Genomic DNA, 24,880 nt, shown 5'->3' on the forward strand with positions numbered 1-24,880 from the left:
CATATTAATACTTATCATTAGGGGGTTGGATTATGATTTTAAAGAAGCTTTTAGAGAGTCTAGATTACGAGTTGGTAAGTGGCAATTTAAATGTAGATGTGGAAAAAGTTGTTTGTGATTCGAATGCAGTCATTCAAAAAAGTGCTTTTATAGCCATTCCTGGTTATAAAGTAGATGGACACAATTATATTTCAACTGCCATTTCAAAAGGCGCTAAGGTAATTATCTTAGAGCAAGAACCAAAAAAAATTTTTAATGAAATTACTTATATAAAAATACCGAATACGAGAATGGGCTTGTCACAAATAGCGAATAATTTTTATAAGAATCCATCTTCTAAGTTAAAGGTGATTGGCGTAACAGGAACCAACGGAAAGACTAGCACAAGTATGATGGCACAAAATATATTAGAATGTAGTGGAAAAAAGATAGGAATCATAGGAACCATAGGAAGTTTTATTGATGATGAAAAAAGAGAATTAAAAAATACCACTCCTGAGTCTATTGAACTGCAGGAAATCTTAAGTGTTATGGTAGAAAAAAATATGGAGTACGCCATTATGGAAGTATCTTCCCACGCGCTTCAACTAAATCGTGTAACAGGTATTGAATTTTCTCATGGCGTGTTTACAAATCTAACACAAGATCATCTAGATTTTCATGTCACTATGGAAAAGTACTTCCAACAAAAACAAAAATTATTCTATATGACTTCAGGTTACAATATCATAAACATTGATGATTCTTATGGGCGAATCTTAAGCCGAACCCTACAGGCAAATAACAAGAAAGTGGTAACTTATGGACTAGGAAAATCTGCGGATTTACATGCAGTCGATATGGTATACTCAATGGATGGTGTAGATTTTACCCTTCGTTTTCGCGATTTAAGACAAAGAATTCATTGTCCAATACCAGGAAAGTTTACACTTTACAATGTACTTGCAGCTATAGCCATTGCCATTTGCGAAGAAGTCCCATTAAAGACCATTGCAAAAGCTCTAAAAAACATGCCTACAGTGCCAGGTAGAATTGAAAGGATAAGGGTAGATACTCCCTATCAAGTGATTATCGATTTTGCACATAGCCCTGATGGTTTGCAGAATATTATTTGTTCTTTAAAAGAAACCGTAGAGGGTAGACTCATTACTTTATTTGGCTGTGGTGGTGACAGAGATAAAACGAAGCGGCCTATTATGGGTAAGATCGCAGGAGATTTGAGTGATTACTGTATCGTAACTTCAGATAATCCGCGATCAGAAGATCCAGATAAAATTATTGAAGATATCTTAGACGGTGTAAAAGAAACGCAGTGCCCTTATATAGCTATAACGGATCGAAGAGAAGCGATTAAGTTTGCCCTTACTATGGCAAAGGAAAAGGACATAATTCTACTCGCAGGAAAAGGTCATGAAACCTATCAGATATTAAAAGATAGAGTAATCGAATTTAATGAAAAAAACATTGTAAAGGAGCTACTAGAAGAATGAGACCAATAAATACAGAAGAAATTGCACAAGTGACGGGAGGGAAGGTCCTTTATAATCAAAAGCCCACAAAAGTAAAGAGTGTTTGTATCAATAGTAGGGAAGCAAAAGAAGGAGCGCTTTTTGTAGCCATTAAGGGAAGCCGAGTGGACGGACACGATTATATTTTAGATGCTATAAAAAGAGGGGCAGTAGCAGTTCTCGTAGAAAAAGAAGTAGAACCAGTAGGAGACGCAGTGCTAATCTTAGTAAAAGACAATTATGCTGCCTTGCAAGCATTGACTAGGTATTATAGAAAAAAATTAGAAATTCCAATAATAGCTCTTACGGGAAGCAGCGGCAAAACTACTACAAAAGACATTATATACTCTGTATTGAGACAGAAGTATAAAGTCCATCGAACAATGGGAAATCAAAACAACGATTTGGGTGTGCCCCTTACCATTTTTGGTATAGAAGAAGACACAGAAATAGCTGTAGTAGAAATGGGAATGGATCATTTAGGGGAAATTAGTCATTTGGTTCATATGGCTTATCCAGATATATCTATTATAACCAATATTGGTGTAACTCATATGGAAAATTTAAAAAGCCAAGAAAATATTTTTAAAGCAAAATGCGAAATTTTTGAGACTCTTACAAAAGATCAAATGGCCATTGTAAATGGTGATGATCCTTACTTGTCTACAGTAAAAGGGGAACAATTTAATGTGGTGCAAATCGGGTTAAATAAGAAAGATTTTCCTCTTTTCGCACATGATATTAAGTCAAATTCTTCAGGATTAGAGTTTACAGTATGTTATAATGGAGAATGCAAAAAAATTCAGTTTAAGTTTCCTGGAATACACAATGTATATAATTGCTTATTTGGCATTTATTTAGGTCTTCATTTTAACTTAACCTTTGATGAGATCCAAAAGGGCCTAATGGAGTACTTTCCAAGTAATAATAGAATGGACATTAGAAATATAAAGGGCGTTAAGATTATAAACGACAGTTATAATGCAAATCCAGATGCCATGAAGGCTGCCCTAGGTGTCTTAATGGATTTTAAAAAAGATAAAGGAAGAGCTTTTGCTGTCATAGGAGATATGTTTGAAATTGGTGAGGAGTCTCGTACATATCATCTAGAAATAGGTTCTTTTATTGCGAAGTCGAATAAAGTTGATTATTTGGTAGCCGTTGGTTGTTTAGCCAAAGATTATTACAATGGTGCTTTAAAAAATGGAATGGATCCAGACTTTGTCTATTATTTTGAAAATAAAGCCCAAGCTGCACAATTTCTTCAAAAAAACATAAAATCAGAAGATGTACTCCTGCTAAAAGGTTCTAGAGGAATGTTCATGGAGGAGATACTCGAAACACTTGAGAGGAGTTCGTTTTAAATGTATTTAGTTTTACTTGCAACGATAATATCATTTGTCATAATGCTCATTATTGGCCCTTATTTTATTCCCTTCTTAAAAAAATTAAAATTTGGGCAGACTATTAGAGAAGAAGGACCACAAAGTCATATGGTGAAATCAGGTACTCCAACTATGGGGGGGCTCATGATTATACTATCTATTACAGCAACTTGTCTGTTGTTCTTGGCAAATAGATGGGAAGTAACTGTAGCTTTATTAGGTACCTTAGCTTTTGGCTTTATTGGATTTATTGATGACTTCATAAAAATTATCTTAAAGAGAAATTTAGGTCTTAAAGCTTATCAAAAGGTTGTTTTACAAGTAACTTTCGCAATGATTTTAGCAGTATATGCTGCTTATCATCCCAATATTGGAACCCATATGGCAGTTCCGTTTATAGATTCATTACTAGATTTTAAATGGCTCTATATCCCATTTACAGTAATATTTATTGTAGGTTTTGTTAATGCAGTAAATTTAACAGATGGATTAGATGGCTTGGCATCTGGGGCGAGTATGTTTGCAGCTGTATTTTTTGTTTTATCTTGCTTGTACAATGGGTATTATCAGCTGGCCTTATTTGCAGGTAGTGTAGTAGGTGCCTGTTTAGGGTTTTTAAAATTTAATATCTATCCAGCCAGAGTCTTTATGGGCGATACAGGTTCCATGGCACTTGGAGGTGCTTTGGTTTCTTTGGCTGTACTTACTAGAATGGAATTGTATTTCTTTGTAGTAGGAGGATTATTTTTAATAGAAGCCATTTCAGTAATAATACAAGTTTTCTATTTTAAAATGACTGGTGGAAAGAGGTTTTTTAGAATGGCTCCCATTCATCATCATTTCGAATTAAAAGGTTGGCATGAAAAGAAAGTTGTAATAGTATTCTGGTTTGTATCCGTTTGTTTGGCAGTTTTAGGATATGCAGGATTAATAATCAATATATAGGTGATAAGATGAGACAGAATTATTTAATAATGGGTTGTGCTAGAAGTGGCTTAGCTACAGCAAAATTTTTAGCAAATAAGGGAGAGCATGTCATATTGACTGACAGCAAAGAGGAAAGCAAAATTATTGAATCTTTTCCTCTAGTTCTTGAGCTTCAAAAAAATCCTAATATCAAACTGATTTTCGGTCAACAGCCTGATCTAAAAGTATTAGATGAAGTAAAAGAAATTATTATGAGCCCAGGAGTGCCACTAAACCTTCCTATATTGGAAAAAGCAAGAGAAGAAAAAATAAAGATAATAAGTGAAATTGAGTTGGCATATAGGTATAGTAAAGCACCAATCATTGCCATCACTGGAACCAATGGTAAGACCACTACCACAACCCTAGTAGGTGAAATTTTTAAAAATAGCGGAAGAAAAACCTTCGTCGTCGGCAATATTGGTGACCCAATCATTAATTATATAGAAGAAGCCAATGAAGAGGATGTGTTCATCGCTGAAATCAGTAGTTTTCAATTAGAGACCATTGAAAATTTTAAGCCTGTAATGACTACGATCTTAAATATTTCACCAGATCATTTAGATAGACATAAGACTATGGAAAATTACATTGATGCCAAATACCGAATCATAGAAAATATGAATGAGGAAAATATCTTCGTCCTAAACAAAGACGACTCCGTTTTATCTTTACGAAAGACACCGAACGTAAAAGTTTTGGCGTTTAGTATAAAAGAAAAGGTTCGGCAGGGTGCCTATTATGATGGAGAGTCCATAATCTTAGTAGATGAAGATGAAGAGTACACAATATGTAAAAGAAAAGAACTAAAAATACCAGGTATGCACAATGTACAAAACGCTTTAGCTGCTGTGGTTCTCTCTTATTTTGGCGGCGTTAGTATACAAGTCATACAAGATACACTTCTTTCCTTTAAAGGAGTAGAACATCGCCTAGAATTTGTTAGTGAGATCGATGGAATCACTTTTATAAATGATTCTAAAGGCACAAATACAGATGCGAGCACCATTGCCATTAAAGCTTTTGATACGCCAATTGTCTTAATAGCTGGTGGATATGATAAGAAAGTCTCCTTTGATGAATGGATGGACAGTTTTGAGGGGAAAGTAAAATATCTAGTTGTATTAGGTGCTACGGCAGATCAAATTCTTGAGACTGCAGAACGCAAAAATTATGAAAATATTGAAAAAGTAAATACATTTGAAGAAGCTGTTTTAAAAGCCTACGAAAATGCCGAAAATGGAGACACTGTTCTTCTTTCACCTGCTTGTGCTAGTTGGGGAATGTTTGTGGATTTTGAAGAGAGAGGAAGAGTCTTTAAAGATATTGTGAAACATTTAGGAGGCAAATAAATGAGTGTGGAAAAGAAAAATGTTCAGAGGGTGAAGAACTCAAAGAAGTCGAAGAAGTCAAATCCTAGTGATTTTATTCTTATCTTTTGTATTATGAGTTTAGTCTGCATTGGTGTAATAATGGTATTTAGTGCCAGTATTTACACTTCGAGTATTGAATACAACGATCAATATCACCTGTTTAAAAAGCAATTGATATTTGCTCTAATTGGGACTGTTGCAATGATTATAACAAGTAAAATTGATTATAGAATCTATCAAAAATACAGCCGAGTTATTATGGGTATAGCCGTTGTTTTACTCATTTTAGTCCTCTTTGTAGGTACAAAGGCTAACGGTGCAAGAAGATGGTTTAATATTGCAGGAGTTAGTTTACAGCCTTCAGAGGTAGCAAAATATGCTGTGATTATATTTAGTGCTGCTAATATGACAAAGATGAAAGAAGAAATTAGGACTTTTACAAAGGGATTTTTGCCCTTTGTAGTCCTTATGGCTGTAATTTGTGGACTTATTTATCTACAGCCAAACTTAAGTACGGCTCTTGTTATGGCTTGTATTATCATCGCCATGTTCTTTATAGGTGGGGGAAATCTTGCCTATATTTTTGCCTCAGGAGGCTTGCTGGTTGTAGCAGCTCTTGCTGCTATGCTTCTTACTGGCTGGAGAAGTAATCGTCTAACTAGTTTCTTAGATCCAGAAGCAGATCTTGCAGGTGTAGGTTGGCAGACAAAACAATCTAAATTGGCGTTAGGTTCTGGAGGGATTTTTGGTCAGGGACTCGGCAATGGAAAACAAAAGATGTTCTACTTGCCAGAAGCACAAAATGACTTTATCTTTGCACATATTGGAGAAGAACTTGGCTTAATAGGAACCCTTTTAATACTAGCTCTCTTTTTGCTCTTAATATGGAGGGGTCTTCGCATCGCCTTGTATGCTCCTGATACATTTTCATCCTTAATCTCTTTTGGAATCATCTTTATGGTGGCCATACAAGTAATTATTAATGTTTGCGTAGTCACTCAGCTCATTCCTGTAACGGGTATGCCTCTGCCCTTTATTAGTGCAGGTGGTTCTTCTTTAATTTTCTTAATGGCAGGTATGGGCATCTTGTTAAATATTTCGAAAAAGACACCTATTAGTAGGAGGTAATTTATGAAAGTAGTAATAGCTGCAGGAGGAACTGGTGGTCACATTTATCCAGGGATTGCCATAGCTAATTATATTAGAGATAAAGATCCAAATAGTCACATTCTCTTTATAGGGACTAGTAAAGGTTTAGAAAAAGAGCTGGTGCCTAAAGAAGGATACGATATACAGCTCATTCGAGTAAAGGGCTTTGAAAGAAAGCTGAGCCTAGATACCTTAAAGACCATAAGGGAATTGTTCTTAGGGCTAGGAGATGCTAAGAAAATCATAAAAGACTTTAAGCCAGATGTAGTAGTGGGTACAGGTGGGTATGTATGTGGTCCCGTATTGTTTTCCGCTTGGCTAGCTAAAGTGCCAACATTAATTCACGAACAAAATGCATTTCCGGGTGTTACGAATCGCATTTTATCTCGACTTGTAGATAAAGTAGCTTCTAGCTTTCCGGAAGCCATAAAGTATTTTAAGCATAAAGACCGGGTTGTGGTTTCTGGCAATCCAATACGGAGTGAGTTTAAAGAAAAAAACAGGGAACATGCTAGAAAAAAACTATCCATTCCAATGAATAAAAAGTTGATCGTCGTTACAGGTGGAAGCCAGGGAGCTCAAAGCATTAACAAAAGCATGATCCATGTAATCAAAGAATTAAAAGATCGACCAGATATTCATATCGTACACGTTACAGGCAAAAAACAGCATGAAAAAGTGCTGGATGGTTTAAAAACAGAAAATATTGACCCATCTACATTAAAAAATATTGAGATTGTACCTTATACCTTTGATATGGCTACTCTATATAAGGCTAGCGATTTAATTATTGCAAGAGCTGGAGCTATGACCATATCAGAGATTACAGCTGTAGGCAGGAGTTGTATTTTGATTCCTTATCCCTATGCTACAGATAATCATCAAGAATTTAATGCAAGGGTTATTGCAGATAAAGAAGGAGGAGTCCTTATTCTAGATAAAGATCTAAATGGACAGCTATTAATAGATACCATAAAAGATCTTATGAAAGATACGAAAAAACTTAGAGAAATGGAAAATATCACATCAAAACTAGGTATTTTAAACGGTGACGACATCATTTATAATGAAATTAAGACATTGGCTCTTAAGTAATTGTAACATCCCATAGCCTTTGGGAATATGATGGAGTAGATTATCCTTTATTTTTCTGGAGGTGTGTTAATGAGTAAGTACGTCGTAAAAGGTGGTAATCGTTTAGAAGGTGAAGTAAGCATTCAAGGTTCAAAAAATGCTGCTCTACCTATTTTAGCTGCAACTGTGCTCAATCAAGGGGAAAGTATTATTTCTAATGTTCCTGATATTCACGATGTAGATGTTATGATAAAGATTCTAAAGTCCATAGGTTGCCGAGTACAAAAAGAAGGTAATCTTTTAGTCGTAGATTCTAGTAATGTGAGCTCCGTCGAAGTATCAGAATCCTTGGTAAGAGAAATGAGATCCTCTATTATTTTATTGGGAGCTCTTTTGTCAAAGCACAAAGAAACTGTATTTTCCTATCCTGGTGGCTGCGATATCGGTTTACGTCCTATTGATATACACTTAATGGGCCTTAGAAAACTAGGTGCAGAAATTACAGAATCACATGGTTACATATACTGTAAGGCGGATAAACTCTATGGAAATAATATTACATTAGATTTTCCTAGTGTAGGAGCAACAGAAAATATCATGTTAGCGGCTAGTCTAGCAGAAGGCGAAACCATTATACGAAACGCAGCGAAGGAGCCAGAAATAGCAGATTTACAAAATTTCATTAACGCCATGGGTGGAAATGTATCTGGTGCAGGATCAGGGCATATCGTCATTAAAGGTGCGTCAAAGCTAAACGATGTAAAATACCGGGTAACAAGTGATCGTATTGTAGCAGGTACATATTTAGCCGCTTCTGCAATTACGGAAGGTAATGTTTTGTTAAGAGATGTAGCAATAGAAGATTTGCGGGCAGTTTGTGCAAAATTAGCAGAGACTGGGTGTAAAATTACAGTAGGTGAAAATGGAGAAGTTTGGGCTCGTGGACCAAAGACAATTCAACCTATCGAATCTTTGATCACACAACCTTATCCAGGTTTTCCAACGGATATGCAAGCTCAGGTTTTAGCACTACTTACCTTGGCCAACGGCACTAGTGTTGTAAATGAGACCATATTTGAAAGCCGATACAAACACGTACCTGAATTAATTCGAATGGGAGCCCATGTAAAGATTGAAGGTAGAATAGCAATTGTACAAGGGGTCAAAAAATTAATGGGTGCAGATGTTAAGTCTACAGATTTACGAGGAGGCGCTTCTCTCATTTTAGCTGGTTTAGCTGCAGAAGGTACAACTACAATACATAGTATTGATCATATACATCGAGGTTACGAAAAATTAGATGAGAACCTTCGCTCCTTAGGGGCAAACATCATAAGACAAGAGGAATGATATCAGTGATAATACAAAAGAGAAAAAAGTTTCATAAACGACGACATAATAAGAAAAATTATGTTACACTGGTAATAATATTATTTTTATTGATTATTATGACCGTTTATTTTGTATTATTTACGGATTTTTTTAATATATCGAAAATAGATGTAAATGATAATAAAATCGTTTCGAATGATGAAATAATCCTTAAATCCGCTTTAAGAGATGGTCAAAATATATTTCGATTTAATAAAAAGCAAGTAATAAATTCTATAGAGAAGATTCCTTATATAAAAAGTGCTAGTCTAGTGAGGGTATTCCCAAGCACTGTAAAAATTTATATTGAAGAAAGAGATATTATTGGTGCTATTTTTTATGAAAACACATTTGTATTTGTGGATAATGAGCAGGTCGTTTTAGAAGTGAATCAGAAACTATCTAATACGACCATACCCATTATCACTATTAAGGAAGATGCAGTAGGTACAATTGTAGTAGGAGACCAGTTGCAAATCAATCCGGAATGGGTAAAAAAAGAAGTCTTTGACATACTAAATATACTTCAACAAGAAAAATTGTTAGGATATATTTCTGAAATCAATATCACGGAAGACAATTTATTTTACCTCTATACAAAAAAGGGTAGTCTCATTAAAGTAAAGAATAGCGATACCGTTAATGAAAAGTTGGATTTTATTTCAACCTATCTGGTTAAAAAAGATGAACGTATGATTGTCGATTTGACACATGGAGGAAATCCTACTTATATCCCGAGATAAATTAAGGAGAGAATAAATGGACAAGTCAAAGGGAAGTACCTGGATAACGATTATATGCATTATCATTGGAATTATGATTGCTCTACAGATGAAGTCCATAGGAAATTTAGGCGGCCTTGTGACCACACAAAGAGCAGATGAAATGCTCATTGAGATTAATGAGATGGAAAAAGAAAATGAAAAATTAATTCAAAAAGTAAATGAATTAGAAAACAGTATAAGTGTATTTGAAAATCAAGCTGCAGATAACAATGAAGTAGTAGAGAAAATGCTAAAAGACGCAAATATGGCAAAAGCGCAAGCAGGCTACACAGATTTAGTTGGTCCTGGAGTACTCATTGCACTTGATTATACAGACGATGACGGTTTTGACCCATTTACTTTTAACTCTGAGCTTTTACTACTATTAGTCAATGAATTAAATGCTTCCGGCGCAGAAGCCATATCCATAAATGGGGAGAGAATTGTTAATACATCGGAAATACGACTAGCCGGTAATCACATTAATATTAATGGAAAAAAGAATGCTTATCCCTTTGTGTTTAAAGTCATAGGAGATTCAAAAACATTATCTTCTGCTCTTAACATAAGAGGAGGGATATTTGATCTTTTGGAACTAAATTATATTGAGGTGACTTTAGAAGAATCAGATAAACTTACAGTACCAAGATACAACGGGACCCTTAACTTTACTCATGCTAAGCCTGTAGAGAAATAGTGAGGTCTTCAATATGATGAAAAAAATACTAACGTTTGTGACATTTATTCTATGCATATTGGTGGGGGCTGTCTTCACGCCAACCATATTAGATAAGGACATGCTCCTAGGGAATCATAATATTACAACTCCAAAAGTCATATATGATTATCAACAAGAAATCGATAATCTAAAAGTTCAAAACAAAGAGTTGAATGTAAATATAGAAAACTTAGAATCTAAACTTGAAAACTATGAAAATGGAGAAGAAGTAGATTACAAATTATTGCAAAAGGAATTGTTCAATGAAAACATAATCTATGATATAATACTAGGTAATACTGATGTAGAAGGACCAGGAGTAGAAGTCCTTATGTCAGATAGTGATGAAGAGATTACAATTGGAGACGATATTTCAAATTATATTATTCATAATAGCAATGTGCTCAAAATTGTGAATGAATTAAAATATGCTGGTGCAGAAGTGATTGCTATCAATGGATACCAATTATCTTGGGATTCTAATATCGATTGTGCGGGACCGGTAATATATATTGACGATTTTATTGCAGGGACGCCTTTTAAAATTGAAGCCATAGGAAATCAACAAAAGATGATGGCGACATTAGAGGCAGACGATAGTTACTATGTAGAGCTATCTCGATTCAGCAAGATTAACATTAGTTTAAGAGAAAAGGATAATATAGTTCTTAAAAAGAACTAATATTATAAAGGTGAAAGTAGTATGTTTTTACCAATTCTAGGCTTGTTTATAGGAGTTTTGATAGGATTTATCGTACCTTTTGATTTGCCTACTACATATGCTTCTTATATGTCTGTAGCATTGTTGGCGGCGCTGGATTCTGTTTTTGGCGGAATTAGAGCAGAGCTAGAAAATCATTTTGATTCAGGTATATTTATATCCGGATTTTTTGGAAATGCCATAATAGCAGCATTCCTAGCGTATCTAGGTGATCGTCTTGGAATTCCACTGTATTATGCGGCAATCTTTACTTTTGGTACGAGATTATTTCAAAATTTTGCTATCATCAGAAGAATCATTATAAAGAAATTACAAGAGAAACGTAAAAAAAATTAAAGTGTACATGAGGGGGAAAAAAAGTTGTTTCAATTCGATATTGACTCAGATCATTTCGCAAAGATTAAAGTAATCGGAGTTGGCGGCGGCGGTAACAATGCTGTTAATAGAATGATAGAATCAGGTTTACAAGGGGTAAGTTTTGCAGTAGTTAATACAGACAATCAAGCTTTAAATCTTGCCTTAGCCGAAGAAAAAATTCAAATTGGAGAAAAGGCAACTCATGGCTTAGGTGCAGGTGCAAATCCAGAAGTTGGACAAAGATCTGCAGAAGAAAGCGAAGAAATTCTTGCTGAAGCTATTAAAGGAACAGATCTCCTATTCGTAACATGTGGAATGGGTGGTGGAACTGGAACTGGTGCCGCTCCTGTTGTAGCTCGTATTGCAAAGAGCTTAGGAATTCTAACAGTAGGTGTTGTAACAAAACCATTTTCTTTTGAAGGAAAAGTGCGGGCAAATAATGCTATACTAGGTACTGAATTATTAGCACAACATGTAGATGCCCTTGTAACGATTCCAAATGATCGATTATTGCAATTGGCAGATAAGACAACTACTTTAAAAGATGCTTTTAAGATGGCAGATAATGTATTACTACAAGGTGTCCGAGGTATTTCTGACTTAATTGCGGTGCCAGGACTTGTCAGCCTTGACTTTGCCGATGTAAAGACAATTATGAAGGATACTGGACTTGCTCATATGGGTGTTGGTTCCGCAAAAGGCGAAAACAAAGCTGCAGAAGCTGCAAAACAAGCCATACATAGCCCATTGTTAGAAACTACAATCGATGGAGCTACTGGTGTACTATTAAATATTACAGGTGGCATGGATCTTACTTTATTTGAAGTAGATCAAGCTGCTGAAATCGCTAGGGAAGCGGCTGATCCTGAAGCGAATGTTATCTTTGGTGCTGCAATAGATGAAAGTATGCAAGATGAAATTAAGATTACTGTCATTGCTACAGGCTTTCCAAGTAATAAGGAAAAAAAGGTAGAACCAAAGAAGAGCAATATTGTTGGCGAAGATAAACCAACTAAAAGCCAAGGGCAATCTCAAGGACAATCTTCAGTAGATCAACAATTTAGCATTCCATCTTTCTTAAAAAAGAGATAAGATTAAAAATGAAAAAGACAAAAAGCATTGTGGTAAAAACCATAATGCTTTTTTTAATGGTGTTTTTTTTGCTTTTTATGACATATTTCTGTCAATTCAAACTATATAATATATTATGCAGTTGGACAGAACTACAAGAAAGTGCCTTTGGCACTTTAGCCACTAGTTACTAGTCTCTTAAAACCACGGTAACTCAGCTTATAATATTTAAAAATAAAAGGGTGAAAAAAGTGAGTTATGTTTATGGTGAGGTTGTATTAGTAGAAAATTTTTTGATTAATTTCATTATACTAAAGGTGACTTCAAGTATTATGAAAAAAAAGACAAGAAGATTACAATTGGCTTTAGGTGCACTATTAGGTGCTGTTTATTCTCTAATGCAATATGCTCATCCTATATTTACGAAGTTTCCATTTAAGGTGATGCTCTCTGTTCTTATTATTCTCATTAGTTTTTCACCTATTAGATTGAGAGACTTCACCAGTCATATGTTGATTTTTTACGGTATCAGCCTTCTTTTTGGAGGATGTGTCATTGGTTTAATTATTTTAGGAAACAAAAGTGCAAATATGACTTTAACCATATATGGAGTTCGGTCTACAACGGTAATGATAGGAATATTTATAGGTATCATTACGATTATCAAAATTAGAGAACTTATAGTGGATGTAAAATTAAAAAGCAATAGTACTATGGAGATCTGCATCTACCTTCACGATAAAAAACTGTTTACGAAAGGATTTATAGACACAGGTTGCAATGTAGTAGAACCTTTAACAGGTAAACCAGTTTTATTAGCAGAGTACGATACGATAAAGAAGATTCTACCCGAAGAGTTTATTCATTATTATGATACATATGATGGAATACAAGATACAGATATTGAAGCAAAAATACATAATACAGAAATTTTAAAAAGAATACGATTTATACCTTTTAATACGGTGAGTACAGATAAGAATGAAAAGATGCTCGGTTATCAGTTTGATAAAGTTGAATTAGGAGACGGCCAAAAATGGCAAGAAGTCGAAAAAGTCTGTGTTGGAATATGCAAAAGAAATTTATGTGAAGACTACGCATTTCAAGCACTTATCAATCCTAAATTATTATACATGAGTGGAGGCTTATAAAATGGAGTGGATAATAAGATGGGCAATTAAGCTCAAGTTACGGCTGTCAACGATTGTAAATGTTATTAAGAAGAGAAAAAACTTTGTTCATTACATAGGTGGAAGTGAGGCTCTTCCGCCTCCGTTAAACACTGAGGAAGAAAAATATTATATTAATTTGCTGAGAACAGATAAAGAACAGGCTCGCAATGTACTGATTGAAAGAAATTTAAGGCTAGTGGTCTATATTTCTAGAAAATTTGAAAATACAAATATATCTATTGAAGATTTAATTTCTATTGGGACCATTGGCTTGATTAAAGCTGTAAATACTTTTGACCCTGATAAGAATATTAAATTGGCCACTTATGCATCTAGATGTATTGAAAATGAAATTTTAATGTTCATAAGAAAAAGCAGCAAGATAAAAAATGAAATATCTTTTGACGAACCTTTAAATACTGATTGGGATGGAAATGAACTTCTCCTTTCGGATATTTTGGGGACTGAAGAAGATCTTACAGAAAACAATATAGAAAGAGAAGTAGACTTTCAGCTACTAAACGCAGCTATGGATAATTTGAACAAAAGAGAAAAGACTATCGTAGAATTGCGCTTTGGCCTGTACAATAAAGATTCTAAGACACAAAAAGAAGTTGCAGAAGAAATGAACATCTCTCAATCCTATATATCACGATTAGAAAAGAAAATTCTAAAGAGATTAAAAAAGGAAATACATAAGATGACGCTGTAAGCGTAAAAACAAAGTGGAAGCCTTATGGGCTTCTTTTTTTATGTAATAGGAAACCTACTTTTGACATTGGCTCCTACCCCATCATCCTGAGTGTAAGCCAAGGATCCTGACTCAAAAGGAATACCCTAATGCTAGTGTCTAAAGACTAATTGCTAGCGACTAATACATGGGAGCGGAAAAACCATACTTATATTTCGATTGGTATTCGTTTTCTGCAATTTTTAGTAAAAAAAAATTATAATGTTTTTTTAAGTTTTTTTGTTCCCACTCAAAATGTGAAAGGCTTAAGATTCCTTGATTGTAAGAAATGTTTTATAAATTGATCTAATGTTTCAAAAAAATGTGGATTTTGAAACTGAATATAAACACTTTCTGAGGCAATAATCTTACATAAGTAAATGCATTTTGAGAAAGGATGACACTTATGCTAAAAAAAGTTGAAATCTGTGGTGTAAATACTTCACAGTTGCCAGTTCTAACTAATGGAGAAATGATGGAGTTATTTGGAGAGATTCATAAAGGAGATCAAAATGCAAGAATGAAATTTATACAAGGAAATCTTCGCTTAGTCCTTAGCGTCATAAAGAGATTTAACAATAGAGGAGAAAATTTAGATGATTTATTTCAAGTAGGTTGCGTAGGACTTATAAAGGCAATCGATAATTTTGATTTATCTCACAATGTAAAGTTTTCCACCTATGCTGTTCCAATGATTATTGGAGAGATAAGAAGATACCTTAGAGATAATAATTCTGTGCGAGTGAGTAGATCTTTAAGAGATTTAGCATATAAGGCTTTAAAGGCAAGAGATGAATTAGTGCGAAAGAATACTAAAGAGCCTACTCTGATGGAAATTTCAAAGGAATTAGGGATACCTAGTGAAGAGGTTGTATTTGCTTTAGAAGCCATTCAAGATCCTGTATCCTTATTTGAACCCATATACCATGATAATGGAGATGCAATGTATATAATGGATCAAATCCAGGATGATAAAAATAAAGATGAAAAATGGATTGAAAATATTGCAGTAAAAGAGGCCATTAAGAAACTAAATGAGAGAGAAAAAATGATAATAAAGATGAGGTATTTTGATGGTAAAACCCAAATGGAAGTTGCAGATGAAATTGGTATTTCACAAGCGCAAGTATCCAGAGTAGAAAAAAATGCCTTGTATTCTGTAAGAAAGACCATGACGAATTAATTAGCGGAAAGCTGAAAGTGGAAAGTGGACATTTTTCCGAAAAATGGAATACAAAGTTAAATATGGGCCTCATTGGAGCCTTTGGGGGTGTCATTTTGAGGAGCGTAGCGACGAAGAATCTTTAAGAATTAGCTTATGCAATATTTCTGTTATGTACAGTTAAAGCATAAGTTAAAGTAGTACTTTAATTCATGATATGATATTATAATAAATAAGCGTTTTGTTATAATATGTCCTCATATGTATTTGTATATTGGTAGAAAGTAGAAGGGGATAAAAGCTCGCTTATAGACAAGATGACGCATTCAGAATCGTTCAACTATTGTTCCAAGCCTCTTTTGATGGACAATTTTAATTTACTCTTGTATAATGATTTTAGTAAATTTGAATTGGAGGAAATTGCCTTGAAGTGCCCCTTTTGCAATTACGCGGAAAGTAAAGTTGTGGATTCAAGACCCACAGAAGATGGAACAGTAATACGTAGGAGAAGAGAATGCACAAGCTGTACGAAACGCTTTACCACCTATGAAAAAATTGAAGACATACCTCTTATGGTCATTAAAAAAGGTGGTCAAAGAGAACAATTTAATCGAAGTAAAGTCATGAATGGAATCATAAAAGCTTGCGAAAAAAGGCCTATTTCCATCAAGCAAATTGAAGACATTGTGGATACCATCGAAAAAGAAGTATACCAGAGCCTTGAGAGAGAAGTATCTTCTCATTTTATTGGCGAAAAAATAATGGATCAGCTAAAAAAGACAGATGAAGTAGCTTATGTAAGATTTGCAAGTGTATATAGGCAATTTAAAGACATTAATACCTTTATGGCTGAGTTAAATAAGCTTTTAGAAGATAAAAGATAAAAACTACTAGCAATCAGCCATAAGCGTTCAGCGACCAGTAAAAACCTAGCTACTTTCAGTAGCTGTAATGTTTTAGCATTTTATAGAAAGCACACTTATTTCTGATTTATTTGCTAGTGTTAGGAAATATACTAGTAAAAGGGTTACATTTGAAATTGACAGATAACATTATTTTATCCGTTAATTTTTATGCTACTTCTGGTAGCAAAGGGACCCAAAAGGAATGCAGAAGCACTGATGGCTGGCGGCTGATAGCTGATGGCTAGATGTTAATGATTGGAGGGAAAGGTATGTTTGAAGAAAAGACAATCGAATCAAAGAGTATTTATGAAGGCAAAGTAGTTACTCTTAAGGTCGACAAGGTTCAGGTTCACAATGGAGGGCAATCTTCAAGAGAGATTGTGGTGCATCCTGGTGGTTGTGCTATAGTAGCAGTTAAAGATGACAAGGTTATATTAGTGCGCCAATTTCGAAAGGCTATTGAACAAAATATACTAGAATTACCTGCTGGAAAATTAGATCCGGGTGAAGATCCTTTAGAATGTGCTGTTCGAGAATTACAAGAAGAAACAGGTTATATTGCTCGTAATGTAAAAAGCTTAGGAAGCATCTATCCAACACCAGGGTATAGCAACGAAATCATTCACTTGTTTTATAGCGATGATTTAGAACCAGGAGAAGCTCATCCAGATGAACATGAATCCATTGATATTGAAAAGTACAGTATTGATGAAGTGCTAGACAAAGTCCGTAAGGGCGAAATAAGAGATGGAAAAACAGTAGCAGGGATTTTGATGTCCTTTTGATTGTAGAATTTCATCATAATCTTCTCCAGGAGAGCATATTCTTATCCTAAGGAGGAGATTTTTTTGAACAAGAGAGAGCTCACGCAATTTTTTATGCGAAACAAAAGAATGGTCTTGATTTTATGCATTATATTTGTTTTAGGTATTATAGCTGGAACGCTATGCGTTAAGACCTTAACAGATAATCAGAAAACGGATTTGATTAATTATTTAAGTGATTTTTTTAAAGTTCTAGGTGATAATCAAGATTTAAATAAGACTCAAATGTTTTTACAACTTTTAATAGACAATGCAAAAATATTTGCATTGGTATTTATCTTAGGTTTGTTTTCCATTGGCATATTTCTCACTCCCTCATTACTATTATTTAAGGGATTTATTTTAGGATTTACCATTGGCTTTATTTTAGATGAGCTATACCTTATGGGATTTCTGTTTTCTTTATTTGTCATATTTCCACAAAATATCTTATACATAATAGGTCTTATATACAGTGCTTTGATTAGTACTATGATGTCAAGGCAAATTTACATATCAAAGAAAAGATATAAGATATCTGTTCGTCCTAAGAAAAATCTACAACAAACTATATACTACTTTTCCTCTCTACTAATAGGTTTTGCAATAACCGCATTTGGATGTGCCATTGAAGCTTATATTATACCTGTATTTATGATTTTTTTCTCGAATAAATTATTCTAGGTGGTGGTCAGGTGGTCAGGTGGTCAGCAAAACCATACTCGCCTTCGAGTGAGGTGAGGTAATGACCCTAGCCCTGATGGCTGGAAGCGGAATGCTGGACGCTGATTATTGCTTTTGGCCCCTAGCTTCTTCTAAGTCATCCTTGAGCGCAGCGAAGGATCTTAAGACCCTCAAGGGTGCAAACTCCCTGCCTAGTCATCCAGGGGAGCGGAGCGACGAAGGATCCCTACTAGCTCACTACTAAAGCTTACACTATATATTAAGAAACTTTATTATTCTTAAATTCATTTGTAGTTTTTAATAATATAATTAAAACGCCAAAAAATTGATATAGTTCCGTTCAAATTGGCGTTTTTTCTTGTTATTATAGGGTATCAATGAACTCAAAGGATGAAAGACAATGATTTACACAAACTAAATTAACATTTTAATTATAGAGGAGGAATGACAATTGATGAAGCGAGTAATATGGATTGTAATAGACAGTGTAGGTATTGGGGAATTACCTGATGCGAAACTGTATAACGATGAAGGCAGTAATACTTTAGAAAACATCTATAAAAGTATAGACAACTTTTCGTTGCCCCATTTAGAATCTTTGGGTTTAGGATTAATTGACGGTGTTAAAGAGATTCCAAAGGTAGGCAAACCAAGAGGTGCATACGGTAAATCAATAGAGAAATCTCCTGGAAAGGATACTACTACAGGACATTGGGAAATGGCTGGGATTATCTTAGACAACCCCTTTCCTACCTTTACAGAAAAGGGATTTCCTCAGGAATTTATTGATTCGTTTCAGAAGGAAATAGGAAGAGAAGTCATAGGAAATTATGCGGCTTCAGGAACAGAAATCATACAAAAATTAGGGAATGAACACGTAAGGACTGGAAAACCCATTGTGTACACTTCAGCAGATAGTGTCTTTCAAATTGCAGCTCATGAAGAGGTAATACCACTAGAAGAATTGTATAGAATATGTGAAATTGCCCGAAAACGATTAGTAGGAGATCTTAGTGTAGGACGAGTTATTGCCAGACCTTTTGTAGGCAATAATGGCAATTATACTAGAACATCTAATAGACACGACTATTCATTAAAGCCTACAGAGGAGACCGTTTTAAACAAAGTAAAAGATGGATCCTTAGCCGTTATGGGAATAGGGAAAATCCATGATATTTTCGCTGGTGAAGGGTTAACAGATGTTCTAAAGATGAAGAACAATGATGAGGGAATGGATCGAATATTAGAATTTATGGAAAGTGGTAAATCAGGACTCATCTTTGTTAATTTAGTGGATTTTGATATGATCTATGGTCATCGAAATGATGTAGAAGGTTATGCAAATGCGCTAAAAGCTTTTGATGATAAATTACCACAGATTATAAACGCAATGGAGAGGGAAGATGTACTCATCATTAATGCAGATCATGGATGCGATCCGACTACGCCTAGCACAGACCATTCTAGAGAATACATCCCTATACTAGTTTATGGCGATCAAGTAAAGAGCGTAAATCTAGGAATTCGCGAAACTTTTGCAGATATTGGAGCGACTGTGTGTGAGCTACTCGGGGTGGAGAAGATTAGGAATGGAACTTCTTTTGCGAAGGAAATGGTTTAAGGTGGTATGTCGTAGGTTGCGGGTTTCTAGCTCCTTCTAGTCGCTACAAACCTCGCCAACCTTGACAGGGGTAATACCACTTGATTTCTCTTTCCCTTTGGTCAAGACAAATCAGGTATTACTCCCAGGTGGTCAGCAAAACCGTACTCGCCTTCGGGCGAGATAAAGACTTAAGCTCCTGCCCCAGTCATCCTGAGCGCAGCGAAGGATCTTTACACACTAATTAATAAAACAAAAACTTCTAAAAAATACCAACTTTTTTTATTCATCTTAGCTGCCACCATCGGTGGCAGTTTTTACTTAGAACTTACAACGTACAACTTAGAACTAATACGTGCGTTTTTTTGTAAAAATTGGCTTGACAATAGCCAATTTTTTTTGTATATGGTTGATACTGTAAACACAAACTATAGTTAATTATATAAATGGAGGTTAATTATGAAAAAATCAATTTCTTTCTTTTTAACTTGTCTACTGCTATTTAATTATACTATAGTAAGTGCAGAGCCAGCTACGGAAGAAGGCAAAGATGCGCAGACAGAGGGGCTTCAGATTGAATCTTCATCTGCAATACTAATAGATGCAGCTACTGGACAAATACTTTATGAGAAAAATGCCAATGAAAGGCGTGCTCCAGCAAGTGTTACAAAAGTAATGACTATGCTTATTATTATGGAAGAATTAGATAAAGAGAATATCTCAATAAATGATCAAGTTACAGTGAGCCAATTTGCTGCAGATATGGGTGGTTCTCAGCTGTTTTTAGAGCCTTCAGAAACCGTAAGCGTAGACGATTTGCTCAAGGGCATTGCCATTGAATCAGCAAATGATGCAGCAGCTACTATGGCAGAGTATATTGCAGGAGATTATCAATCTTTTATCGGAATGATGAATGAAAAGGCAAAAGAATTAGGTATGAAGGACACCCAATTTATGAATTCAAATGGATTGCCTGCAGAAGGGCATTATAGTAGTGCAAATGATATTGCCTTGATGAGCAAAGAGCTAGTAAAATACCCTAAAATTCATGAATATCTGACTATTTGGATGACAGATGTGAACGTAGGGAAAAATGATGACAAAGTTCGAACTTTGGCCAATACAAATAAATTGCTTCGAAGGGATAATCGAGTCGACGGCCTTAAAACAGGATATACAGATGACGCTGGTTACTGTTTAAGTGCTACGGCAAAAGAAGGTTCTATGAGATTAATCTCCGTTGTCTTAGATGCGCCAAGCTCTAATGATCGATTTGATGAAGCCTTGCAATTATTAAATTATGGATTTAGCCAATATAAAAATGAAACCGTTGTAGAAGAAAATATGGTATTAGACACCATACCGATTAATCGAGGAGTAAAAGAAGAAATTAATGTTGTTACAAAAGATGGATACAGCCAGCTTATGTTAAAAAGCGAAAAAAAGGAATTTAAACAAGAAGTAAAACTAAATGAAAACATAAGTGCTCCAATAGCAAAAGGAGATAAAGTTGGAGAATTAAAGATTTTAGAAAATGGAAAAGAAGTAACAAAGATTGACCTTATAGCGGAAGAAGATGTAGAAAAGATCAATTTCTTTAATCTCTTTAACAAATTTATCACTCAATTTATAAACTTAAGCAACTAATTATTTATAGCAACTAGCACTGGTCGCTAGTCGTAGGTTTTGATTTCTATCTAAAAACCTAGTGTTTGATCCAGATGCGTAGTTGCTATTATTTCTTGTTTTTGCCTTTAAATAAAGGTATAATCATAGTATTATTTATGAGGAGGATGTACATGATGACAAATTATCTTTTTTCAAACCATGACACCGTAGCTTTAGCAGAAAAGTATGGTACTCCACTATACGTGATCAGTGAAGATATAATAAGAGAAAATTTAACAAAAATAATAAATGCATTTACAAAACAAAATGCTACATATGATATTAATTATGCTGGCAAAGCTTTTTTAAATTTGGCAATGTGCAATATTATAAAGGATATGGGCGTATCTTTAGACGTAGTATCAGGGGGAGAACTTTACACAGCGTATATGGCAAGTTTTCCTATGGAAAGAGTTTGTCTTCATGGTAGCAATAAAACAGTTGAAGAAATAAAAATGGCCATCGAATACAATATCGGCAAAGTAATTGTCGATAGCAAATATGAACTAGAACTTTTAAATGCCATCTGCGAAGAACACAATCATGTAATGAGAGTGTCTATACGAGTTTCCCCAGGTGTTGAAGCACATACTCATGAATTTATACAAACAGGAAAAATAGACTCAAAATTTGGTATACCTTTAAAACAAGTAAGAGATTTATTTGATTTTAGCAAAGACTTAAAAAACATTAATATTATCGGCTTACACTGTCATATAGGATCCCAAATAATTGATGAAGAGCCTTTTTTAGTCACTGCAGAAGTAATGCTTAATTTAATGAAAGAGCTAAAAGAAGACGGATTTTCTTTAACCGAGTTAAATTTAGGTGGTGGATTTGGTATTCCACAAATGAGACATGATGCAAGCTTTAATGTAGATCAGTATATTGAAAAACTAATGAGTACAGTGAGAAGGATTTGCAGCGAAATTCAATTAGAGGTGCCTAAAATCGTCGTTGAGCCAGGTCGTTATACAGTAGGAACGGCAGGCATTACATTGTATAAGATTGGTACAGTAAAGGAAATACCCGAAATCCGAAAATACGTCAGCGTTGATGGAGGAATGACGGACAACCCTCGGCCTGCATTGTATGGTGCAGTCTATGATGCCATAGTAGCCAATAAAACTTTAGTTTCTGAGGAACAAGAGATTGTCACTATAAGCGGAAGATGTTGTGAAAGCGACACCCTTATAAAAGACATCCAATTGCCAAAAGTAGAACCAGGAGATATCTTAGCCGTCTTAAATACAGGTGCTTATAATTATGCTATGTCTAGTAATTACAACAAAATACCAAGACCAGCAGTAGTTCTCTTAAGAGGAGATGAAGATGAGATCATTGTAAGAAGAGAAACCTACGAGGACATTGTCGCAAAAGACATGTTGCCAAGCTGGCAGAAATAAAAGCTGAAAGCGGAAAGTAGAAAGCTGAAAAAAACACTTATCTATTGGCGAGATCGTCTAAAGTCTAAGATCCTTCGCTATCGCTCAAGGATGACGAGAGTAGGCGGCTTTACAGGACTTTAAATGCTTAAGGCATATTTTGACCCAAGCTACTGCTTTTGTCATCCTGAGGAGCTTGCAACGAAGGATCTTAGACCCAAAAGGAATGCTAAACGCTAGGGACTGAAGCGCTAAGGGGCTTTTTACTTAGAACTTATAGAGTGGTTACTTTGCTTGTCGAGAAGCGTAGCGACGAAGAGAAGCATTAGCCAGGCTTGCCCAAGAGCACAAGCATAGCGCAGGGCGATTGGCTGCAAGCTACGGCAGAACATAGAACTAAAAAAAGGGGGATTACATGGGTGGCATATTAAACAATATTTTAAGCAATATTGTGGGTTCATTACAGGCTATGATTTATACTTTGCCAGCGTTGCTTATTACTATTACTCTACATGAATTAGCACATGGCTATACTGCATATAAATTAGGGGATCCTACGGCAAAATCTGCGGGGCGGCTTACTTTAAATCCCATTAAGCACATAGATCCTATGGGTCTTTTATGCCTTTTTATTTTGAGGTTTGGATGGGCAAAACCAGTTCCGTATAATCCAAACTATTTTAAAAACAGAAGAAAGGGCACCTTTTTAGTTTCACTTGCAGGGCCCTTGACAAATATTATCCTAGGTCTTATTTCACTTATAGCAATGTTTCTGTTAAACTCTACAGGTACCACTGCCTATCTTTTCTTTGAGTTGCTCTTTATCTACAATGTGAGTTTTGCCGTCTTTAATTTAATTCCTGTTCCACCTCTAGATGGTTCAAAAATCGTAGCGAGCATTTTACCTGGTAAATTAGAAGAAATGTTTTGGAAGGTCGAAAGATACGGTTATGTAGTATTGCTCATATTAATCTTTACAAATGTCCTAGACTATATATTAAACCCAGCCATTGAATTTATGATGATTGGGATGTTTTCTTTGGTGAGGTTGTTTTTTTAAAAGCAGGTGGTCAGGTGGTCAGGTGGTATGTCGTAGGTTGCGGGTTTCTAGCTCCTTCTAGTCGCTACAAACCTCTCCAACCTTGACAGGGGTAATACCACTTGATTTCTCTTTCCCTTTGGTCAAGACAAATCAGGTATTACTCCCAGGTGGTAAGCAAAACCTTAAAAGCCGAAAGCCGAAAGCGGAATGCCGAAAGGAAATGCAAAATCAACTAGACACCATTACAGCTTTCTAGAGTGTCATTCTCAGGAGCGTAGCGACGAAGAATCTCTAGGAACGAACTTTGCGTAACTTAGAATGAATAATATTGAAAGCTGAATGTGCAAGAAAATCTAAACTCGCCTATAGGTGAGGTGATTCTTGCTTTTAACCTCTTGCCTCTCAATCCGTAGGGAACGACGCCCTCGTCGTTCCGCATAACGGTCACCTTAGGTGACCCAAATTTCAGCTTTCCGCCTTCTGCTAAAACATTAATATAGGAGCTCAAGATAAAATAAAAACACAGACTTTTTCAACATAACAAAAGAAAGAGGTAATACATGGAATACGAGATAAGGCTTCAAGAGTTTGCAGGGCCCTTGGATTTGCTTTTGCATTTGATTAAAAAACATGAAATCGACATTTTCGATATTCCAATCTCTCAAATCACAGACCAGTATTTAGAGTACATCAATCAAATGAAAGAATACAATATGGACTACTCTAGTGAATTTGTGGTCATGGCTGCTCAGCTTTTACAGATAAAATCCAATCTACTCCTTCCTCCTGAAGAAGATGAAGAAGGAAATGAGATCGATCCAAGGTTGGAACTTGCTGAGAAGATCTACGAGTATAAAATTTATAAAGAGATAAGCGAATACTTGCAAAACCAAGGGGAAATATCTATGCAAGTACACTATAAAGATCCAGAGTACTGGGAAAATACTAATAAAATAATTACTGAAATTGATGTTGAAAGTCTTTTTCAGGCGTTTAAAAGAGTTTTGGCCAAAAGCAAAGTGGAGAAGGTTGAAAATATCCTTCATAAAATAGAAAGAGAGACTGTACGAGTAGAGGATAAAATGAGAGATATTATAAGTCTTCTCGAGGACAAAAGAGAGATTTCTTTTAGTAGTCTTTTTGACACTACCATCTCCCGTACAAAAATCATTGTGACTTTTTTGGCTTTACTAGAATTAATAAAAAATAATTTCGTCTTATGTGCCCAAGAGAGAATTTGTGGTGAGATTGTAATTTGGAAAATTAGGTGAT

Annotated in this window: 23 protein-coding genes; all 23 read left to right on the forward strand. The window is 35.1% G+C overall.

Going from position 1 to position 24,880, the window contains the following annotated elements; all coding sequences use genetic code 11:
• The first annotated feature begins 32 nt into the window (after positions 1 to 32).
• A complete protein-coding gene (locus DES36_RS10090) occupies positions 33 to 1,490 on the forward strand; it encodes a UDP-N-acetylmuramoyl-L-alanyl-D-glutamate--2,6-diaminopimelate ligase (protein ID WP_113921083.1) in 1,458 nt (485 codons plus the stop codon).
• Positions 1,487 to 2,872, forward strand: a complete 1,386-nt coding sequence (locus DES36_RS10095; protein ID WP_113921084.1) for a UDP-N-acetylmuramoyl-tripeptide--D-alanyl-D-alanine ligase — start codon at positions 1,487 to 1,489, stop codon at positions 2,870 to 2,872. The genes DES36_RS10090 and DES36_RS10095 overlap by 4 nt, the downstream gene beginning before the upstream one ends.
• The gene (mraY, locus tag DES36_RS10100) at positions 2,873 to 3,838 is read left to right on the forward strand and encodes a phospho-N-acetylmuramoyl-pentapeptide-transferase (RefSeq protein WP_113921085.1); all 966 of its coding nucleotides are present in this window, start codon (positions 2,873 to 2,875) and stop codon (positions 3,836 to 3,838) included.
• 8 nt (positions 3,839 to 3,846) lie between these two features.
• Positions 3,847 to 5,211 carry a UDP-N-acetylmuramoyl-L-alanine--D-glutamate ligase gene (gene murD, locus DES36_RS10105; RefSeq protein ID WP_113921086.1) on the forward strand — a complete coding sequence of 455 codons (1,365 nt, stop codon included), beginning with the start codon at positions 3,847 to 3,849 and terminating at the stop codon, positions 5,209 to 5,211.
• A complete protein-coding gene (ftsW, locus tag DES36_RS10110) occupies positions 5,212 to 6,360 on the forward strand; it encodes a putative lipid II flippase FtsW (protein WP_113921087.1) in 1,149 nt (382 codons plus the stop codon).
• 3 nt (positions 6,361 to 6,363) lie between these two features.
• On the forward strand, positions 6,364 to 7,476 hold the full coding sequence (murG, locus tag DES36_RS10115) for an undecaprenyldiphospho-muramoylpentapeptide beta-N-acetylglucosaminyltransferase (protein WP_113921088.1): 1,113 nt from the start codon (positions 6,364 to 6,366) through the stop codon (positions 7,474 to 7,476).
• Positions 7,477 to 7,545: 69 nt separating this feature from the next.
• Positions 7,546 to 8,805, forward strand: a complete 1,260-nt coding sequence (gene murA / locus DES36_RS10120) for a UDP-N-acetylglucosamine 1-carboxyvinyltransferase (protein WP_113921089.1) — start codon at positions 7,546 to 7,548, stop codon at positions 8,803 to 8,805.
• Positions 8,802 to 9,569 (forward strand): cell division protein FtsQ/DivIB, encoded by a 768-nt coding sequence (locus DES36_RS10125; RefSeq protein ID WP_113921090.1) that lies wholly within the window; start codon positions 8,802 to 8,804, stop codon positions 9,567 to 9,569. The genes murA and DES36_RS10125 overlap by 4 nt, the downstream gene beginning before the upstream one ends.
• Positions 9,570 to 9,585: 16 nt before the next feature.
• A complete protein-coding gene (locus DES36_RS10130; protein ID WP_113921091.1) occupies positions 9,586 to 10,287 on the forward strand; it encodes a DUF881 domain-containing protein in 702 nt (233 codons plus the stop codon).
• A 13-nt stretch (positions 10,288 to 10,300) separates the two neighbouring features.
• Positions 10,301 to 10,990, forward strand: coding sequence for a DUF881 domain-containing protein (locus tag DES36_RS10135; protein ID WP_113921092.1), 690 nt, complete (start codon positions 10,301 to 10,303; stop codon positions 10,988 to 10,990).
• Positions 10,991 to 11,011: 21 nt separating this feature from the next.
• Positions 11,012 to 11,365 carry a small basic family protein gene (locus tag DES36_RS10140; protein ID WP_113921093.1) on the forward strand — a complete coding sequence of 118 codons (354 nt, stop codon included), beginning with the start codon at positions 11,012 to 11,014 and terminating at the stop codon, positions 11,363 to 11,365.
• Between the two features lie 24 nt (positions 11,366 to 11,389).
• Complete coding sequence (ftsZ, locus tag DES36_RS10145; protein WP_113921094.1) at positions 11,390 to 12,478, forward strand: cell division protein FtsZ; 1,089 nt, start codon at positions 11,390 to 11,392, stop codon at positions 12,476 to 12,478.
• A gap of 230 nt (positions 12,479 to 12,708) precedes the next feature.
• Positions 12,709 to 13,608 carry a sigma-E processing peptidase SpoIIGA gene (locus DES36_RS10150; RefSeq protein ID WP_170128266.1) on the forward strand — a complete coding sequence of 300 codons (900 nt, stop codon included), beginning with the start codon at positions 12,709 to 12,711 and terminating at the stop codon, positions 13,606 to 13,608.
• 1 nt (position 13,609) lies between these two features.
• On the forward strand, positions 13,610 to 14,341 hold the full coding sequence (gene sigE / locus DES36_RS10155; protein WP_113921096.1) for an RNA polymerase sporulation sigma factor SigE: 732 nt from the start codon (positions 13,610 to 13,612) through the stop codon (positions 14,339 to 14,341).
• Positions 14,342 to 14,756: 415 nt separating this feature from the next.
• A complete protein-coding gene (gene sigG, locus DES36_RS10160; protein WP_113921097.1) occupies positions 14,757 to 15,542 on the forward strand; it encodes an RNA polymerase sporulation sigma factor SigG in 786 nt (261 codons plus the stop codon).
• Between the two features lie 404 nt (positions 15,543 to 15,946).
• Entirely contained in the window at positions 15,947 to 16,405 is a 459-nt protein-coding gene (gene nrdR, locus DES36_RS10165; RefSeq protein WP_113921098.1) for a transcriptional regulator NrdR, read from the forward strand.
• A 290-nt stretch (positions 16,406 to 16,695) separates the two neighbouring features.
• The gene (locus DES36_RS10170) at positions 16,696 to 17,211 is read left to right on the forward strand and encodes an NUDIX hydrolase (RefSeq protein ID WP_207657446.1); all 516 of its coding nucleotides are present in this window, start codon (positions 16,696 to 16,698) and stop codon (positions 17,209 to 17,211) included.
• 63 nt (positions 17,212 to 17,274) lie between these two features.
• Positions 17,275 to 17,913, forward strand: coding sequence for a stage II sporulation protein M (gene spoIIM, locus DES36_RS10175; RefSeq protein ID WP_113921099.1), 639 nt, complete (start codon positions 17,275 to 17,277; stop codon positions 17,911 to 17,913).
• A gap of 454 nt (positions 17,914 to 18,367) precedes the next feature.
• The gene (locus tag DES36_RS10185; protein ID WP_113921101.1) at positions 18,368 to 19,534 is read left to right on the forward strand and encodes a phosphopentomutase; all 1,167 of its coding nucleotides are present in this window, start codon (positions 18,368 to 18,370) and stop codon (positions 19,532 to 19,534) included.
• A gap of 438 nt (positions 19,535 to 19,972) precedes the next feature.
• Positions 19,973 to 21,160 carry a D-alanyl-D-alanine carboxypeptidase family protein gene (locus DES36_RS10190; protein ID WP_113921102.1) on the forward strand — a complete coding sequence of 396 codons (1,188 nt, stop codon included), beginning with the start codon at positions 19,973 to 19,975 and terminating at the stop codon, positions 21,158 to 21,160.
• A gap of 152 nt (positions 21,161 to 21,312) precedes the next feature.
• Positions 21,313 to 22,587 (forward strand): diaminopimelate decarboxylase, encoded by a 1,275-nt coding sequence (gene lysA, locus DES36_RS10195; protein ID WP_113921103.1) that lies wholly within the window; start codon positions 21,313 to 21,315, stop codon positions 22,585 to 22,587.
• 394 nt (positions 22,588 to 22,981) lie between these two features.
• Positions 22,982 to 23,626 (forward strand): site-2 protease family protein, encoded by a 645-nt coding sequence (locus tag DES36_RS10200; protein ID WP_207657447.1) that lies wholly within the window; start codon positions 22,982 to 22,984, stop codon positions 23,624 to 23,626.
• Between the two features lie 542 nt (positions 23,627 to 24,168).
• Complete coding sequence (locus DES36_RS10205; RefSeq protein ID WP_113921104.1) at positions 24,169 to 24,879, forward strand: segregation and condensation protein A; 711 nt, start codon at positions 24,169 to 24,171, stop codon at positions 24,877 to 24,879.
• The last annotated feature ends 1 nt before the right edge of the window (position 24,880 follow it).

The sequence above is a fragment of the Alkalibaculum bacchi genome, from assembly GCF_003317055.1.
In the GTDB taxonomy this organism is placed as follows: domain Bacteria; phylum Bacillota; class Clostridia; order Eubacteriales; family Alkalibacteraceae; genus Alkalibaculum; species Alkalibaculum bacchi.

Coding starts and splice junctions, on each gene's coding strand:
- DES36_RS10090 (WP_113921083.1), top strand. CDS start 33: ATGATTTTAAAGAAGCTTTTAGAGAGTCTAGATTACGAGTTGGTAAGT.
- DES36_RS10095 (WP_113921084.1), top strand. CDS start 1,487: ATGAGACCAATAAATACAGAAGAAATTGCACAAGTGACGGGAGGGAAG.
- mraY (WP_113921085.1), top strand. CDS start 2,873: ATGTATTTAGTTTTACTTGCAACGATAATATCATTTGTCATAATGCTC.
- murD (WP_113921086.1), top strand. CDS start 3,847: ATGAGACAGAATTATTTAATAATGGGTTGTGCTAGAAGTGGCTTAGCT.
- ftsW (WP_113921087.1), top strand. CDS start 5,212: ATGAGTGTGGAAAAGAAAAATGTTCAGAGGGTGAAGAACTCAAAGAAG.
- murG (WP_113921088.1), top strand. CDS start 6,364: ATGAAAGTAGTAATAGCTGCAGGAGGAACTGGTGGTCACATTTATCCA.
- murA (WP_113921089.1), top strand. CDS start 7,546: ATGAGTAAGTACGTCGTAAAAGGTGGTAATCGTTTAGAAGGTGAAGTA.
- DES36_RS10125 (WP_113921090.1), top strand. CDS start 8,802: ATGATATCAGTGATAATACAAAAGAGAAAAAAGTTTCATAAACGACGA.
- DES36_RS10130 (WP_113921091.1), top strand. CDS start 9,586: ATGGACAAGTCAAAGGGAAGTACCTGGATAACGATTATATGCATTATC.
- DES36_RS10135 (WP_113921092.1), top strand. CDS start 10,301: ATGATGAAAAAAATACTAACGTTTGTGACATTTATTCTATGCATATTG.
- DES36_RS10140 (WP_113921093.1), top strand. CDS start 11,012: ATGTTTTTACCAATTCTAGGCTTGTTTATAGGAGTTTTGATAGGATTT.
- sigE (WP_113921096.1), top strand. CDS start 13,610: ATGGAGTGGATAATAAGATGGGCAATTAAGCTCAAGTTACGGCTGTCA.
- sigG (WP_113921097.1), top strand. CDS start 14,757: ATGACACTTATGCTAAAAAAAGTTGAAATCTGTGGTGTAAATACTTCA.
- DES36_RS10170 (WP_207657446.1), top strand. CDS start 16,696: ATGTTTGAAGAAAAGACAATCGAATCAAAGAGTATTTATGAAGGCAAA.
- DES36_RS10185 (WP_113921101.1), top strand. CDS start 18,368: ATGAAGCGAGTAATATGGATTGTAATAGACAGTGTAGGTATTGGGGAA.
- DES36_RS10190 (WP_113921102.1), top strand. CDS start 19,973: ATGAAAAAATCAATTTCTTTCTTTTTAACTTGTCTACTGCTATTTAAT.
- lysA (WP_113921103.1), top strand. CDS start 21,313: ATGATGACAAATTATCTTTTTTCAAACCATGACACCGTAGCTTTAGCA.
- DES36_RS10200 (WP_207657447.1), top strand. CDS start 22,982: ATGGGTGGCATATTAAACAATATTTTAAGCAATATTGTGGGTTCATTA.
- DES36_RS10205 (WP_113921104.1), top strand. CDS start 24,169: ATGGAATACGAGATAAGGCTTCAAGAGTTTGCAGGGCCCTTGGATTTG.